General features: G+C 58.6%; 8 protein-coding genes and 5 tRNA genes. All 13 read left to right on the top strand.

Going from position 1 to position 15015, the window contains the following annotated elements:
• The first annotated feature begins 30 nt into the window (after nt 1-30).
• The 13 genes from QU660_RS06295 (at nt 31) to addA (ending at nt 14961) form a co-directional block, all read left to right on the top strand.
• Nucleotides 31-102, top strand: a tRNA-Glu gene (locus tag QU660_RS06295).
• Nucleotides 103-125: 23 nt separating this feature from the next.
• Nucleotides 126-199 (top strand) — tRNA-Ile (locus tag QU660_RS06290).
• Between the two features lie 13 nt (nt 200-212).
• Nucleotides 213-285, top strand: a tRNA-Asn gene (locus tag QU660_RS06285).
• A gap of 4 nt (nt 286-289) precedes the next feature.
• A tRNA-Asp gene (locus QU660_RS06280) sits at nt 290-363 on the top strand.
• A 24-nt stretch (nt 364-387) separates the two neighbouring features.
• Nucleotides 388-473, top strand: a tRNA-Leu gene (locus tag QU660_RS06275).
• A 101-nt stretch (nt 474-574) separates the two neighbouring features.
• The gene (locus QU660_RS06270; protein ID WP_304945691.1) at nt 575-1225 is read left to right on the top strand and encodes an orotate phosphoribosyltransferase; all 651 of its coding nucleotides are present in this window, start codon (nt 575-577) and stop codon (nt 1223-1225) included.
• 186 nt (nt 1226-1411) lie between these two features.
• Nucleotides 1412-4753, top strand: coding sequence for a carbohydrate-binding domain-containing protein (locus tag QU660_RS06265; protein ID WP_304945690.1), 3342 nt, complete (start codon nt 1412-1414; stop codon nt 4751-4753).
• Nucleotides 4754-4856: 103 nt separating this feature from the next.
• Entirely contained in the window at nt 4857-5462 is a 606-nt protein-coding gene (gene scpB / locus QU660_RS06260; RefSeq protein WP_304945689.1) for an SMC-Scp complex subunit ScpB, read from the top strand.
• Nucleotide 5463: 1 nt separating this feature from the next.
• Nucleotides 5464-5895, top strand: coding sequence for a dUTP diphosphatase (locus QU660_RS06255; RefSeq protein ID WP_304945688.1), 432 nt, complete (start codon nt 5464-5466; stop codon nt 5893-5895).
• A gap of 12 nt (nt 5896-5907) precedes the next feature.
• Nucleotides 5908-6717 carry a tetratricopeptide repeat protein gene (locus tag QU660_RS06250; RefSeq protein ID WP_304945687.1) on the top strand — a complete coding sequence of 270 codons (810 nt, stop codon included), beginning with the start codon at nt 5908-5910 and terminating at the stop codon, nt 6715-6717.
• The gene (gene hflX / locus QU660_RS06245; RefSeq protein ID WP_304945686.1) at nt 6710-7969 is read left to right on the top strand and encodes a GTPase HflX; all 1260 of its coding nucleotides are present in this window, start codon (nt 6710-6712) and stop codon (nt 7967-7969) included. The genes QU660_RS06250 and hflX overlap by 8 nt, the downstream gene beginning before the upstream one ends.
• 27 nt (nt 7970-7996) lie before the next feature.
• Nucleotides 7997-11413: a PD-(D/E)XK nuclease family protein gene (locus tag QU660_RS06240; RefSeq protein ID WP_304945685.1), complete on the top strand. Its 3417-nt coding sequence runs from the start codon at nt 7997-7999 to the stop codon at nt 11411-11413.
• Nucleotides 11410-14961, top strand: coding sequence for a helicase-exonuclease AddAB subunit AddA (gene addA / locus QU660_RS06235; protein WP_304945684.1), 3552 nt, complete (start codon nt 11410-11412; stop codon nt 14959-14961). Before QU660_RS06240 ends, addA begins: the two co-directional genes overlap by 4 nt.
• The last annotated feature ends 54 nt before the right edge of the window (nt 14962-15015 follow it).

Here is a 15015-nt window from a genome sequence, read left to right as displayed (position 1 = left end):
TTCTGTGTGCGGTTTTCAGGGTGTAAAGATGGCCCCATGGTCAAGCGGTTAAGACATCGCCCTTTCACGGCGGTAACACGAGTTCGAACCTCGTTGGGGTCACTAGAGTTTTCGGAACTCTCCTTGGAGCTTTAGCTCAGCTGGTTAGAGCAGTCGGCTCATAACCGATCGGTCCCGGGTTCGAGTCCCCGAAGCTCCACTCTATGGTATATTCCTTGTTAGCTCAGTCGGTAGAGCACGCGGCTGTTAACCGCGGTGTCGTTGGTTCGAGTCCAACACGAGGAGTTTTGGCCCGATGGCTCAGTTGGTTAGAGCGCCGCCCTGTCACGGCGGAGGTCGACGGTTCAAGTCCGTTTCGGGTCGCTGCATCAGGCGTTGATGCTATTTGCCGGCGTGGCGGAATAGGCAGACGCCCAGGACTTAAAATCCTGTGGTCAGGAATGACCGTACCGGTTCGACCCCGGTCGCCGGCAGGATTGTAACTCAGAGCAGAGGCTCTGAGTTTTTTTGTTGCATTCATCTCCGAGTTCTTTTACAATAATCCTATAAAGACTTGTCAAAAGGAGGAAGCGTTATGCAAGAAATCAATTATACAAAGATTTACACTGCCGGTTGTGATGCGCCTCTCAAGATTCGGAAAGGACATTTCGCCTCGAATCATGCACACATCAACTATTACATCGATGTGACGACCTTGAAGACAAGAAGCGGTGAGGCAAAGGAAATAGCGCGCTTTTTGACAGGTACCTATCTCTTCGGAACGGTGATAGATACCATTGTCTGCATGGAGGGAACGGATGTGATCGGTGCCTACCTCGCGGATGAGTTGACCAAAGAGGGCTTCCTCTCGACGAATGCGCACAAGACCATGTATGTGGTGCATCCGGAATTCAACTCGAACTCCCAGCTCATCTTCCGCAACAACCTGCTCCCGGAGATTGCAGGCAAGAACATCATGGTGCTGATGTCCAGTATCACGACGGGACGCACGCTCGATAAGGTGCTCGAGTGTATCCAGTACTACGGCGGAACCCTTGCGGGTGTATCGTCTATCTTCAGTGCCTTTGAGACCTACCACGATATTCCGATTTCCGCAGTGTTCGGGAAAAAGGATATCCCGGACTATGCATCCTATGATTACCGGGAATGCCCGCTTTGCCGTGACGGGAAAAAGGTGGATGCGCTGGTGAATGCATACGGCTTTGCACCGCTCGGCGAAAACTGAGTTTGCTTCTGTATTGAGAGAGCTGCCCGCTTCGGCGAGCGGCTCTTTTTTTATTCACATTTCCTTCACGAAAAAGCTTGATCCTTTCAGCTTCCTTTCAGCTTTGCTTGGTAAAGTGTCGGTATCAACAAACAAGCAAGCGAAGCAAAGGCTTCGGACTTACTTAGAAGCAGAAAGGAGTATCTTATGAAGAAGAAACATGTTGCACTGGCGGCGGCAACCCTCTCTTTGGCTCTGACCATAGGGGCTTACAAGAGCTACGCAGACGCGGCGACCAAGAAAAATGCGAAGGCGGCAACAGAGTCAACGCTTACGAACACCGAGGGTGCAACGCAGATTGCGGCGAGCGGTGACAGCATTGTTGTAACAGGCGACGGTGCGGTTGCGGAAAACGGAAAGGTGACCATCCGGAAAGCCGGAACCTATCTGCTGAGCGGAACGCTTGAGGAAGGTCAGCTCCTGGTGGATGCTGAGGAAGGCGCGGAGATCACCTTGGTTTTCGACGGCTTCAAGATCAGCAACTCGACCGATGCACCGCTGCTGTTTGAGAGCGGCAGCTCGATTACTCTGGTACTGAAGGACGGCAGCGAGAATGCGGTCACGGATCTCCGGAGCAGTGCGGAGGAAAATAAGGCGGCCATCTACACAAAGTCGGATCTTACGATTTCCGGGAACGGCACCCTGGATGTGACGGGCACTGCCGAAGATGCGATTCACAGTAAGACCAATGTCACGGTGCAGGGCGGTACCATCAATCTGAAGGCAGGCGATGATGCTATCCACGCAGATGAGACTCTGACCATACTGGACGGTAAGGTAACGGTACTTGAGTCGGAGGAAGGCCTGGAGGGCCTGGTCGTGGACATTCAGGGTGGAGATATCACGGTGAATGCGAGCGATGACGGCCTCAATGCATCGGACGGCTCCGGCTCGGACAAAGCGCCGGGTCAGGCGACCGAAGGTGCGGAAATTCGCATCAGCGGCGGCGTACTCACGGTCAAAGCGAGTGGTGACGGTATTGATTCGAACGGCGACCTCATCATCAGCTGCGGAACGGTTGTGGTAGACGGCCCCTCGGACGGCGGGAACGCACCGATTGATTATGACGGCAAGGGCGTGATCAGCGGCGGCACGGTCTTTGTGAGCGGCGACAGCGGTATGTTCCAGAGCTTAAATGACAGCGGTTCTACCCAGAACAGCATTGTCTATTATCTCTCGGAGACGCAGGCCGCGGGAACCAAGGTTGTCGTTGCGGATTCTAAGGGAAATGTCATTTACGAGAACAGCGGCACCACGCAGGCGTTTAATACCGTACTCTTCAGCGCGGCGGATTTAAAGAGCGGAGAGAACTATACCGTGACCGTCGGTGAGCAGAGCGAAACGGTGAGCATCAGCGATACCGTAAACAACATCGGCGAAAACCAGGGCGGGAACGGCCCGCAGGGCGGCATGAACGGCGGCTTTGAACGCGGCGAGCGCCCGGATCGCCCGGGTAAGGGCAGCGAAAACGGAGAGAACAGCGGTTCTCAGCGCGGCGAGCGTCCGGAGCGCCCGGGTAAGGGCAGCGAAAACGGAGAAAACGGCGGTTTTGAGCGCGGAGATCGTCCGGAGCGCCCGGGTAAGGGCGGCGAAAATAAAGAGAACGGCGGCTTTGAACGCGGCAATCGTCCGGAGCGCCCCGGTAAGGGCAGCGAAAACGGAGAGAACGGCGGTTTTGAGCGCGGAGATCGTCCGGAGCGCCCGGGTAAGGGCGGCGAAAATAAAGAGAACGGCGGTTTTGAGCGCGGAGATCGTCCGGAGCGCCCGGGTAAGGGCGGCGAAAATAAAGAGAACGGCGGTTTTCAGCGCGGAGATCGTCCGGAGCGTCCGGAAAACGGTGGCATGAACGAAGCATTCGGCGGACAGGAGGAGAATTCGAATCCGAGTGAGAAGCCGGAGCGGAAGCGTCAAACGCCGCCGGAAGGGAATCGCGATGAGACGCTCGCTGTTCCTGCGGAACACACGAATACGAGTCTACTCCTTCCGGAGAATGGGACGGTAGGTACGAGCCAGAACAGTGAGCGCGCATCAGCGGCGGAAGAGGGCGGAGAAACAGCGGCACAGGGCGAAGCGGGAAAGGTTCAGCCGGCAGCCGGAAGCGAGAGTGAAAATGCGAAAAGCAGCGATACAACGCAGGATAGTTCGCGTGGCGAAAGAAGCGAGAGAAAGCGCCCGTCCGGCAGGATGCGGAACAGTGGCTCCGAAGAAGACAGAGACGGAGAACTGAAGAATGATTTAAAGGAAAGTGATAGCTCGCAGGAAGGAAACGGTGAGAGAAGGCGCCCGGAGAACGGCAGCCGAAAGGGCGGCAAGTCCGGGGAGCAGAGCGGAAACAGAAGCGAGCGCGGTGAGCGTCCGGAACGCCCGGAGAACGGCAGCCGAAAGGGCGGCAAGTCGGGCGAGCAGAACGGAAGTAAGAGCGAGCGCGGTGAGCGTCCGGAGAACGGTAGCCGCAGGGGCGGCAAGTCCGGGGAGCAGAGCGGAAACAGAAGCGAGCGCCCGGAGCGCCCGGAGAACGGCAGCCGCAGGGGCGGCAAGTCGGGCGAGCAGAGCGGAAGTAAGGGCGAGCGCCCGGAGCGCCCGGAGAACGGCAGCCGCAGGGGTGGCAAGTCCGGGGAGCAGAGCGGAAGTAAGAGCGAGCGCGGTGAGCGCGGTGAGCGCCCGGATAACGGCGGCCGAAAGGGTGGCAAGTCCGGGGAGCAGGGCGGAAATAAGAGCGAGCGCGGCGAGCGCCCGGAGCGCCCGGAGAACGGCAGCCGAAAGGGCGGCAAGTCCGGGGAGCAGAGCGGAAGTAAGGGCGAGCGCGGTGAGCGCCCGGAGAAAGGCGGCCGAAAGGGCGGCAAGTCCGGCGAGCAGAGCGGAAACAGAAGCGAGCGCGGCGAACGTCCGGAACGCCCGGAGAACGGCAGCCGAAAGGGCGGCAAGTCCGGGGAGCAGAGCGGAAACAGAAGCGAGCGCGGCGAACGTCCGGAGCGCTCGGAGAACGGCAGCCGAAGAGGCGGCAAGTCCGGAAACCGACGCGTGCAGAGTAAACGTCAGCGCGGACAGCAGGGAAGCAGACCGCAGCAGGGCCGAGGAAGAGAGAATGATATGAACGGCGGAAACGGTCCGCAGGGCTTCGGTGGCTTCGGAGGAAACGGTCCGCAGGGCTTCGGTGGCTTCGGCGGAAACGGCCCGCAGGGCTTCGGTGGCTTCGGCGGAAACAACGGCCCGCAGGGCTTCGGCGGCTTCGGCGGAAACAACGGCCCGCAGGGCTTCGGCGGCTTCGGCGGAAACGGTCCGCAGGGCTTCGGTGGCTTTGGTGGAAACGGCCCGCAGGGCTTTGAGCAGAACGGCGGGTTTGAAGAGAACAATCGTCCGGAGCGCCCTGAGGACAGCGGAAGAAAGAACGAAAACAACAAGAAGCAGAAGCGTTCAGACAATAAGAAGGAGCAGAGATCGAACGACAAGAGTAATAACGGCAAGCAGAAGAAAGTAAAGAACAACTGAGTTTTCTTTCGCCACGGATGGCACTTATGACGGGAAAAGCCACATGGACAAGAGCGGAAAGGACGGGGTATAATAGAACATACTATCGAGTGGAGGAAGGCGCATGACAGAAGCGGAAATGCAGCGGCAGGAAGCCGTGGTAGAGGCGGTGCTCTTTACAATGGGAAAATCGGTCGAGACCGGCTTGCTTGCGGCGGCACTGGAGTGCACGACGGCGGAGGCAGAGGCCGCGGCAGAGCGACTGGCAAAGCGCTATGAGGCAAATGACCGCGGGGTTCACTTACTCCGTCTGGAGAATGCCTGGCAGCTCGGCACCAAGCGGGAGTTTTACGATGCTTTGATCCGTGTCGCAAAAGAGCCCAGACGTCAGGTTTTGAGTCAGGTTGTTCTGGAAACCCTCGCGATCATTGCCTACCGTCAACCCGTCACCAAGATGGAAATTTCAAAGATACGAGGTGTGTCTTCCGACCACGCGGTCAATAAGCTGGTCGAGTACGGACTCATCTATGAAGCCGGAAGGCTGGACGCTCCGGGGCGTCCAGCCCTCTTTGCGACCACCGAAGAATTTTTGCGGCGCTTCGGTGTGGACTCGAAGCAGGATCTGCCCTCGGTCACACCGGATCAGGAGGCGGAAATCCAGGAAGAAGTCAAGCGGGAGTTAAACTACCGCTTCGGAACGGAAGAGGGAAAACTGGGGGAGGAAGTCTGAGATGGAGATTGCAATCAAGTATTTTAGCGAAGCGATCGAACGACTGCGCTATATCGACGGAAAGAGTGACTGGGTGGATCTCCGCGCGGCGGCGGATGTGAGCCTCAAAAAGGGAGAATTTGCCCTGATTCCGCTCGGCATTGCGATGCAGCTTCCGGCAGGCCATGAGGCGCATGTGGTGCCGCGCAGCTCGACCTTCAAAAATTTCGGCATTCTCCAGGTGAATTCTATGGGTGTCATCGATGAGAGTTACGGCGGGGACGATGATCAGTGGTTTTTCCCGGCGCTCGCGGTACGAGACACCGAAATTCATGTCAACGACAGAATCTGTCAGTTCCGCATCATGGAGCATCAGCCGGTGCTCTCGTTCCGGGAAGTGGAGAAACTCACGGGAGAGAACCGCGGCGGTTTCGGCAGCACCGGTATTCGGTGAGGAGGCAGAGCGATGCGGAAGACGAGGGGAATCGGGATTGTCATAGTGCTTTCCCTGGTGGTATTGCTGAGCGGATGCAGTGAGCGCAGAAAAGCGGTACAGAAATACCGTTCACTGGGCATTACGGAGTTACAGAAGGAAAACTACGAGGCGGCAATCGACGCCTTCCGTCATGCGATGGACTACTACGGGACCGCACATCAGGATGAAGAAGAGGCGGATATTCTGAGTTACCTTGCGGAGGCGGAGTACCGTGCGGGAAAGTACGAGGAGGCGTTGGAGCACTATGAGCAGTTGCTCCGAAAAGGAGGCAGAAAAGCTGCCTATTTGGATCTGGCCTGTGCCGCTGCCGTGAAGGCGGGCAAGGGCATGGAAGGCGCCCTGCCTTATTACGAAGAGGCAGAGAAAAAGGGCGGGGACCGAGAACTGCATCTGGAGACACTCTACCTGCTCGCGGAGAGTGCGCGGGCCGGAGGAGCGGCGGATGAACTGGAGACCGTGCGTGCGGCGTATGAGAAATTGTATCCGAGCGCGAAGGAGGACAGTCGCTTTCTTCTGCACTACGGAGATCTCTTGGTCAGCGCCAAAAAACTGGATGAGGCCTTTGCGATGTATGAGGCAGGCGAGACCCTGACGGCCGCCGATGTTGCGCAGCAAGCGGTTTTTCGGCAGCGCGAGGCGATTTGTCAAGAATATCGCGGGGAGTATGCGGACGCGCTGCAGCGCTTCACGGCGCTCCTTGAGAGCGGGCAGGGAAACCGGGAAGAAATAGAACATGAGATTGCGTTTTTGAAGACCAGAGTGGAGGGCAGTGATGGCTGAGCTGTTTGTGACCGAAGAGGCGAAAGAACGGGTCGTGCTGATCGGCATTCAGCAGAGAGAACGGGACGGAAGCGAGGAATCGCTGACGGAGCTCGGGGAACTGCTGAAGACCGCGGGAGCAGAGCCGGTCGGCCGTCTCATGCAGCCGCGCGAAGCGCCGGATCCCGGAACCTATTTCGGAAAAGGCAAAATAGAAGAGTTGAAGGAACTGCTTTTCAGCCTTGAGGCAGATGCCGTTGCGGCGGATGATGAGTTATCACCGGCACAGATGAAAAATCTGAGCGATGCACTCGGTGTCAAGGTCATGGACAGAACCATGATTATTCTCGATATTTTTGCGCGGCACGCGGTGACGGCGGAGGGTAAGCTCCAGGTGGAGCTCGCACAACTTCATTACACGCAGGCACATCTCCTCGGCATGCGTTCGTCGCTCTCCAGACTCGGCGGCGGTGTGGGAACCAGAGGTCCGGGCGAACAGAAGCTGGAGCTCGACCGTCGCGCCATCCGCGCACGCATTAGTTTTTTGCGCGAAAAACTCGGCGAACTGAAGCGGCATCGCGAGGTCGCGCGGGCGCAGCGGGAGAGAAGCGGGAGTTATATTGTGGCCTTGGTCGGCTATACGAATGCCGGCAAGTCGACCTTGCTGAACCGGCTCACCGATGCGGGAATACTCGCGGAAAATAAGCTCTTTGCGACCCTGGATCCGACCACGCGAAAACTCGCGTTGCCGGGCGGCGAAGAAGTGCTGCTCACGGACACCGTCGGCTTCATACGGAAGCTGCCGCACCAGCTGATTGAGGCCTTCCACTCGACACTTGAGGAGGCCCGTTATGCAGACCTCATCCTGCATGTGGTCGATGCGTCTTCGCCGGAGGCGGATACGCAGATGGCTGTGGTCTATGAGACCCTGCGGGAGCTCGAAGCCTTGGAGGAGCACAGCATCATCGCGGTCTACAATAAAACGGATCTGCCGGGCGCGGAGACGCTTCCGAAGGACATCCATGCAGCGGCCTCCGTTCGCATTTCGGCGGCGACCGGAGAGGGGCTTGAGACACTCAAAGAGCTGATTTCGGCGGAAAAGAAGAAGAGTCGCCGAGCTTTTGAGGCTCTGTTTCCCTATGCTGCGGCGGGGCGCATCCAGAGCATACGAAAGCAGGGGAAGCTGCTCGAGGAGCGCTACGAGGCAGAGGGCATCTACGTGCGCGCGGAGGTTCCGAACGCACTCTATGAGCAACTCACGCAAGAAATATAATTCCGCTTTTTACGGAGGAGGGTTCGCGTGGCTTATTCTTTTTATTTCGGTACTTCCGGAAGCGGAAAAACCGAGCGCGCTTTTCTGGACATCATCGAGGCTTCCCTCGAGGCGCCGGAAGAGCGCTTTTTTGTCATTGTGCCGGAACAGTACAGCATGCTCGTGCAAAAGAAACTCTTGGAGCTGCACCCGCGCCATGCCTCCCGCAATTTGGAGGCACTTTCCTTAAATCGCCTTGCCTACCGGGTGTTTCAGGAGTTAAACCGGAAGCTCCCGCCCATCATGGATGAGAGCGGCAAGGCCATGGTCGTTCGGCGTGTCGGCGGTATGCTCGAAAAAGACTTGCTGCTCTGGAAGGGTAAGGTCAAAAAGACAGGTTTTGCGGAGCAGGTGAAGTCCATGATTTCGGAGTGTCTGCAGTACGGCGCCGCGCCTTCGCGCTTCTCGGAACTCGCGGAGAAGGAAGAAAAGCGCCTGCTTGCGATGAAGCTCCGCGACTTTTCTCTCATCTATCAGGGCGTCGAGGACTTTATTCGCGGAAAGCAGTTGCCGAAGGAAGAGATACTCGGGCACTTTGCGGCCTGTATCCCGGAGTCAAAGCTGCTCCGGAACGCGCACTTCTTAATCGACGGCTTTGTCGGCTTCACGCCTGTGCAGTACCGTGTTTTGGAAGAACTGCTCGCGGTTGCGGCGGATCTTCGCTTCGTGCTTTCTCTGGATCCGGGCCTCGATCCGGATCAGAGACTGCCGGAGGAAGAACTCTTTCATCTCTCGACCGCGTATGTGCGTCACATTCGGGATACTGCGGAGAAACTTCGCGTGCCCCGGGGGCAGGACTGTTTTGTCACGGGGTCCGCGCGCCTCAAGGCGCCGGAACTTGCCTTTCTGGACGCGCATGCGCTGCGCTATGACGGCGTGGTATACGAGGGAGAGGTAAAGGCGGTCACGGTTGCGGCGCTCGCCTCCCCGGAGGTAGAAGCGGCAGCTGCGGCCAGGAATATACTCCGCCTCGTCAAAGAGGAGGGCTACCGCTATCGCGACATTGCGGTCGTGGTCGCGGATTTTGAGGGCATGGGCGAATTCTTCTCGCATACTTTTCTTGCGGCGGGTATCCCCGCCCATCTCGATGAAAACCTCTCGGTGCGCGCCAACCCGCTGCCGGAACTTTTAAACGCAGCCCTGCTATGTATTCAGGAGGGCTTTTCGCCGCGCGCTTTTTTCCGTTTCTTGCACAATCCCTTGGTCACGGAAGCGTGGAAGCAGACCGCGCTGCTCGAAAATTACATGGGACTCACCGGCGTGCGGAGTTTTACGCGCCTCAAAGAGCCCTTTTCCTACTGTCCGCGCGAACTTGAGGGAGCGGACATGGACGCGTTAAATCGCTTCAAGGAGGAGATGCTGGGCCTTCTCCTGCCGCTTCGAGAAGCCTTTCAGGGCGGCGAGGCGGATGTCGGCGAGGTGGCGGCTTTATTATCCGATCTGATGAAAGCGCTCTCGGTCGAAGAGAAGCTTGCGGCCGCTGCCCTTCGCTTTACGGAGCGGGGAGATGCCTCCCGCGCAAGGGAGTTTTCGGAGGTTTATGCGGAGACGGAGCGCATTCTCACCGAGATGCGCGAAGTGCTTTCGGGCGAGAGACTGTCCCGCGCGGATATGGCGGGCGTGCTGGAGAGCGGCCTTCGGGAAATTCACATCGGCCAGATTCCGGCCTATGCGGACCGCGTGACCATAGGCGATATGATGCGCACCCGTTTTCTCGACACAAAGGTCCTTTTCCTGCTCGCGGCAAACGACAACGCGCTCCCGAAGCGACGGGATGAGGGCGGTGTGCTCAGCGAGCGAGAGCGGGAAAAACTAAAGGGAGAGGGGCTTATCCTCGCGCCCGGTGCCAAGGAACAGCTCTACGAACAGCGCTTTTACTTATACCGTCTGCTCACCGAGGCTTCGGACCGACTTCACATCAGTTTTTCCGCGGTAAACCGCGGCGGCAAGGCCATGCGCCCCTCATTCTTGCTCCGCCATTTGGAACAGCTGTTGCCGGGGCTCCGAAGGGCGAAACAGCCGGATAACGGTGCTTTTTATTCCCGCAGCGAGGCGGAGGAGCTGCTCTTAAAGGCACTCCGCGCGGCGCGCAAAGAAGCGGAGGCAGGCGGTAAAACAGAGACGGCACGCGAAGCGGCGGTTTCGCTGCTCCGCGCCTATTCATCGGACGAGGAGAGGCGCACGGAGGCCAGGGAACTCACGGCCTCCGCCTGCACGCTTTACGCGGGCGGAAAGCTGTTCCGGGAGACCGCCCGGGCTCTCTACGGGGAAGTACTCACCGGCTCCGTGACCCGCATCGAGTCGTTTTTCCGCTGCCCCTTCCGCCATTTTGCCGATTTCGGACTGCGGCTTCGTCAGCTGCCCGAATTTGAAATCGCGCAGCAGGATCTGGGTAGCCTCGCGCACCGCGCGATTGAGCTTGTGTTTCAAGCAGCGGCGGCCGAGGGAAGACAGCTCGGCGAAAAGAGCGACGAGGATCTTGCGGAACTCGCGGCCAAGGCGGTCGAGGAGGCTGTGGCGGCGGATGCGCGTAAACTCTATCAGGACAGCGCGAAAAACCGCTGGATTGTCAAAAAATTAACGAGAATTGTCACCGGGAGCATACTGGTTATGGCGGAACAGCTGCGCCGGGGAGCCTACCGTCCCTCTGCGGAAGAGCTGCAGTTCTCGAGTCAGGACGCGCCGGGGATCACACCGGAACTCAGCGGCGGAAGCATGCGGCTCCGCGGAAAGATAGACCGCGTGGATACGGCGGAACACGAGGGTCAGCTCTATATAAAAATTGTCGACTATAAGACCGGTGCGACGAGCTGGGAACCCTACCGCATTCTGAGCGGCTCGCAGTTACAGCTCCTTATCTACCTCTCGGCGGTCACAGAGCTTGTCGAGCGTCAGTACCCGGAGAAACAGATTTTGCCGGGCGCAATTTTCTATGCGCCGATCGGAGATGCCTTTTTGGATCTCGACAAGGTGAAAAACAGAGAGGATATGCGCAAGGCAAAGTTAAAGGAACTCATGCCGAGCGGGCTCATGAACAGCGATGAAACCGCGCTCTCCCTGCTCGCCGGTGAGGGAGAAGATGCCGGCGCCTTTCTGCCGCTCAAGCTGAGCGACGGAAAGATACGCCTCGGTGAGAACACGGTGAGCGCGGAGCGCTTTTTGAAACTGCAGGCCTATGCCAAGGAGAAACTGAAGGAGGCAGGTGAGGCCATACTGGGCGGCGATGTTCGCGCCCTGCCGCTCGAAGAGGACGGACAGTTGAGCTGTGAGTACTGCCCGCACCGCGATATCTGTGCCTTTGACGCCAAAATCACGGGGTATCGCGCGCGGAAAAATAAGAAGCGGAAGGCGGAAGAAGTATTTGCCGAGATGGATGCCGCGCTGAATGAGGAGGTGGGAGAATGACGCGTTGGACCGAAGAACAGGGGAGAGCCATAGCGCTCTCCGAGCGCCGGCTGCTAATCTCCGCGGCGGCGGGCAGCGGAAAGACCGCCGTTCTCACCGAGCGCATCGTGTCGCGCGTGTTGGATGAAACGCGGCCGGTCGACATCGACCGCTTGCTCATTATGACCTTTACCCGTGCGGCGGCTGCGGAAATGCGGGAGCGCATACGGCGCCGCATGGAGGATAGCCTCGAGGCAGCCGTGCGCGCGGGAAAGGCAGGAAGTGCGGCGCGTGCCAAGCGGGAACTCGCGGCGCTCGATGCCGCGCAGATTACAACCATAGACAGCTTTTGTCTCTCGGTGCTTCGGGAGCATGCGGACCGCCTTCCGGTGGACCCGGCCTTTCGCGTGGGCAGCGAAGAGGAACTTCGCATCTTAAAAAGCGATGTGCTGGAGTCACTTCTCGAAGAACAGTATGAGGCGGGCGAGAGCGGTTTTTTGCGCTTTGCGGAGGCCTTTTCCCAGGGGAAGGCGGACCTCGGCATAGGCGAGCAAATCCTTTCGCTTTGCCAATTTGCCGAGAGCATGCCCTGGCCGGAAGAGTGGTTTCTTCGCTGCGAGGAAGAGGCGAAGCAGGAGGGAGAAGTCTCCGAAACCGAGCCTGTCTGGGCGGCATACATGGCGGCGGAATTAAGGGCACTCGGCGAAGAGCTCCTGCCCTCTGCGGAGGAGGCAAGGGAACTCTGCGAGACGGGGGCGCTCGGCGGCTACGAGGCCGCTGTGCACAGCGATCTTGAAAAAATACGGGCGCTTTGCCGTGCGGAAAGCTATGCGGCGGCAAAGCAGGCAATGGGGGCGTTTCAAACGTTCGACCGGCTGAAAGCAAATAAGAAGGACAGCGACAAGGAGCTCGCGGAGCAGGTAAAGGCCCTTCGCGAATTCTGGAAGAAGCCGCTCAAAAAGGCGGCAGAGGACTTCGGCGATGCGGAGACAGGAAGCGAGAGCGGCGATGCGGAGACGGTACTCACCCTGATTTCTCTGGCACGCAGCTTTTCCGCGCGTTACCGGGCAAAGAAGCAGGAGAAAAATCTACTGGATTTTTCGGACCTCGAGCACGAGACGCTTGCGCTTTTCTGGGAGCAGGATGCGAGCGGCGAAAGACAGCCGAGCGAAATTGCGCGGGAGTACCGGAGTCAGTTTGCCGAGATTTATGTGGACGAATATCAGGACTCGAACGGGGTACAGGAAGAACTGCTCCGCGCAATCGAGGCCGGAAGACTCTTTCTGGTCGGCGACATCAAGCAGTCCATCTACGGCTTCCGCCATGCGAAGCCGGAGCTCTTTGCCGAGAAGTACAGAAGCTATCATAAGGACAGCGGCGGGGAACTCCCGCCGAATCTGGACACCAAAGTGGATCTCCGAAAGAACTTTCGCAGCCGCGAGGAAGTGCTTGCAAGCTGCAACGCCGTATTCCGGCGGCTCATGCGGGAGGAGCTCGGCGGTGTTGCCTACGATGACGACGCGGCGCTTTATCCGGGGGCTGTCTTTCCGGCAGGAGAAGCCGGAGCCTACGAGACAGAACTTTTGCTCTGTGAGCGGGAAGCGGAGAGCGAGGACGCCGATTCTGTGCTCGAAGCGGAACTTGTGGCACGACGCATCCTGGAACTCCTGGATCCCGAAACGGGTATTAAGGTCTCCGACGGTGCGGGCGGGCTGCGTCCCGCGGCTTACGGCGACATAGCCGTATTGCTCCGCGCGGCCTCGGGGCAGGCGGAGCGCTTTGTCGAAGTGCTGATGAGTCACGGTATTCCGGCGCTCGCCGAGCAGAAGACAGGCTATTTTGACGCGACAGAGGTCAGAACCGTGCTGAGCTTGCTTCGCGCCATCGATAATCCCTTCCGCGATATCTCTCTGGCGGCCGTGCTCCATGCGTCCGTGGGGGGGCTCAGCGAAGAGGAACTCGCCGCCCTCGCCGCGAAGGGCGAGGGCGTGAGTCTCTATGAGAGGCTCGAGGCTGCGATTTTAAAAGACGGGGAGAGCGAAGCCGCAAAAAAGACGGCGGCGCTGTTTTCGAAACTCGCCGCTTGGCGGGAACAGGAGAGCTATACGGAACTCCCGCAGTTTCTAAGGGCGCTCTATGAGGAGAGCGGCTATCAGAGAGAGCAGGCAGCGCGCCCGGGCGGGGAGCTTCGCTATGCGAATCTGCAGATGCTCATCGTGAAGGCGGAGGAGTTTGAGCGCATCGGCTACCGGGGACTCAGCGATTTTGTGCGCTACATCGACAATCTGAAAAAGTACAATGCCGATTACGGCGCAGCCCAGCTGCCGGGTGAGGAGGCCGCGGCTGTTCGTATCATGACCGTTCACAAGTCAAAGGGCCTCGAATTTCCCATCGTCTTCTTTTCCGGCTTATCAAAGCGCTTTAACCGCAGGGACAGCAGTAAAAGCATACTCTATGACCAGAAGCTCGGCATTGCGGCGGATGCGGTCGATTTTGACCTGCACGCGAAGGGCGGCACGGAGAAGAAGGCAGCCTTTGCCTGGCATTTGCGGGCAGAGGCCCTCGGCGAAGAGCTCCGTGTCCTCTATGTCGCGATGACGCGCGCCAAAGAAAAACTTATTCTGAGCGCTTCGGTGAAGGCAGGCGAAAAAGAGACAGAGACGCTTTTACCGGATTTTGACGAAGCGCAGCTTTCGAGCGCGGAGCTTAAAACTGCGAATTGCTTTCTCGACTGGATCCTGGCCGCAAGGGCGCGGGACAGTGCAGGCTGCGGAATCGCGCTTAGGCGCGAGAGCGCTGTGTCGCGGGCAGAGGCGGTGCTCGGGGAGGCGGTCGAGGTCGCGGCGCTCAAAGAGGCGCTCTCTGCGGCCTGCGAGGCGAAGGCCGGTGAAGAGGAGCGTAGGCGCTTTCTGCCGCTCTCCCTTCCCTATGCACATGCGGCGGATGTCAATTTGCAGGTGAAGCGAAGCGCGTCCGAGTTAAAGCGTCTTCACGAAGCGGCGGAGGAAGGGATATCGGAGCCCCTGTTTTTCTTGCCGTTAAACGGCGGCGCCGAGACCGCGGCACGCCGCGGTACAGCCTACCACAAGGTCTTTGAGACCCTTGACTTCGGGAAAAATTGGAATGAGGCGGAACTGAACTTATTTTTGGATGAGCTCGAGCACTGCGGCGCCTTGGAGAAAGAGGACAGGGAACTGCTTTCGGCGGAGCCGATACTGAACTTTTTGTCGAGCGAGCTCGCTACGCGCATGGCGCGTGCGGAGCGCGAGAAAAAACTGCATCGGGAGTCCTCGTTTGTCATGGCCGTTCCCGCGCGAGAAGCGGACCCTTCCGTGCAAAGCGAGGAAGCGGTGGTCGTACAGGGGGTAATCGATGCCTGGTTTGAGGAGAACGGCAAAATGATACTCCTCGACTATAAGACGGACCGAAATCGGGATCCCGAACATTATCGTGAGAACTATACAGCCCAGCTTTCGCTTTATGCGCTCGCGCTCGAAATGACGGAGGGAAAACAGGTTGCGGAGAAGCTCATCTATGCGCTTAGTCCGGGCGAGCTTCTAACCTTGTGAATCGGCGCAAATTGCGATATACTGCGGAGTAAGTATGTGCTTTGGAAAGGATAG

This window comes from Stomatobaculum sp. F0698, assembly GCF_030644385.1.
GTDB lineage: Bacteria > Bacillota > Clostridia > Lachnospirales > Lachnospiraceae > Moryella.
Note: the sequence above shows the minus strand (reverse complement) of the source record. Positions and strands in the feature narration are given on the sequence as shown.

What these genes read in the sequence shown, in the direction of transcription:
- QU660_RS06270 (WP_304945691.1), top strand. Translation starts at nt 575, where the DNA reads ATGCAAGAAATCAATTATACAAAGATTTACACTGCCGGTTGTGATGCG.
- QU660_RS06265 (WP_304945690.1), top strand. Translation starts at nt 1,412, where the DNA reads ATGAAGAAGAAACATGTTGCACTGGCGGCGGCAACCCTCTCTTTGGCT.
- scpB (WP_304945689.1), top strand. Translation starts at nt 4,857, where the DNA reads ATGACAGAAGCGGAAATGCAGCGGCAGGAAGCCGTGGTAGAGGCGGTG.
- QU660_RS06255 (WP_304945688.1), top strand. Translation starts at nt 5,464, where the DNA reads ATGGAGATTGCAATCAAGTATTTTAGCGAAGCGATCGAACGACTGCGC.
- QU660_RS06250 (WP_304945687.1), top strand. Translation starts at nt 5,908, where the DNA reads ATGCGGAAGACGAGGGGAATCGGGATTGTCATAGTGCTTTCCCTGGTG.
- hflX (WP_304945686.1), top strand. Translation starts at nt 6,710, where the DNA reads ATGGCTGAGCTGTTTGTGACCGAAGAGGCGAAAGAACGGGTCGTGCTG.
- addA (WP_304945684.1), top strand. Translation starts at nt 11,410, where the DNA reads ATGACGCGTTGGACCGAAGAACAGGGGAGAGCCATAGCGCTCTCCGAG.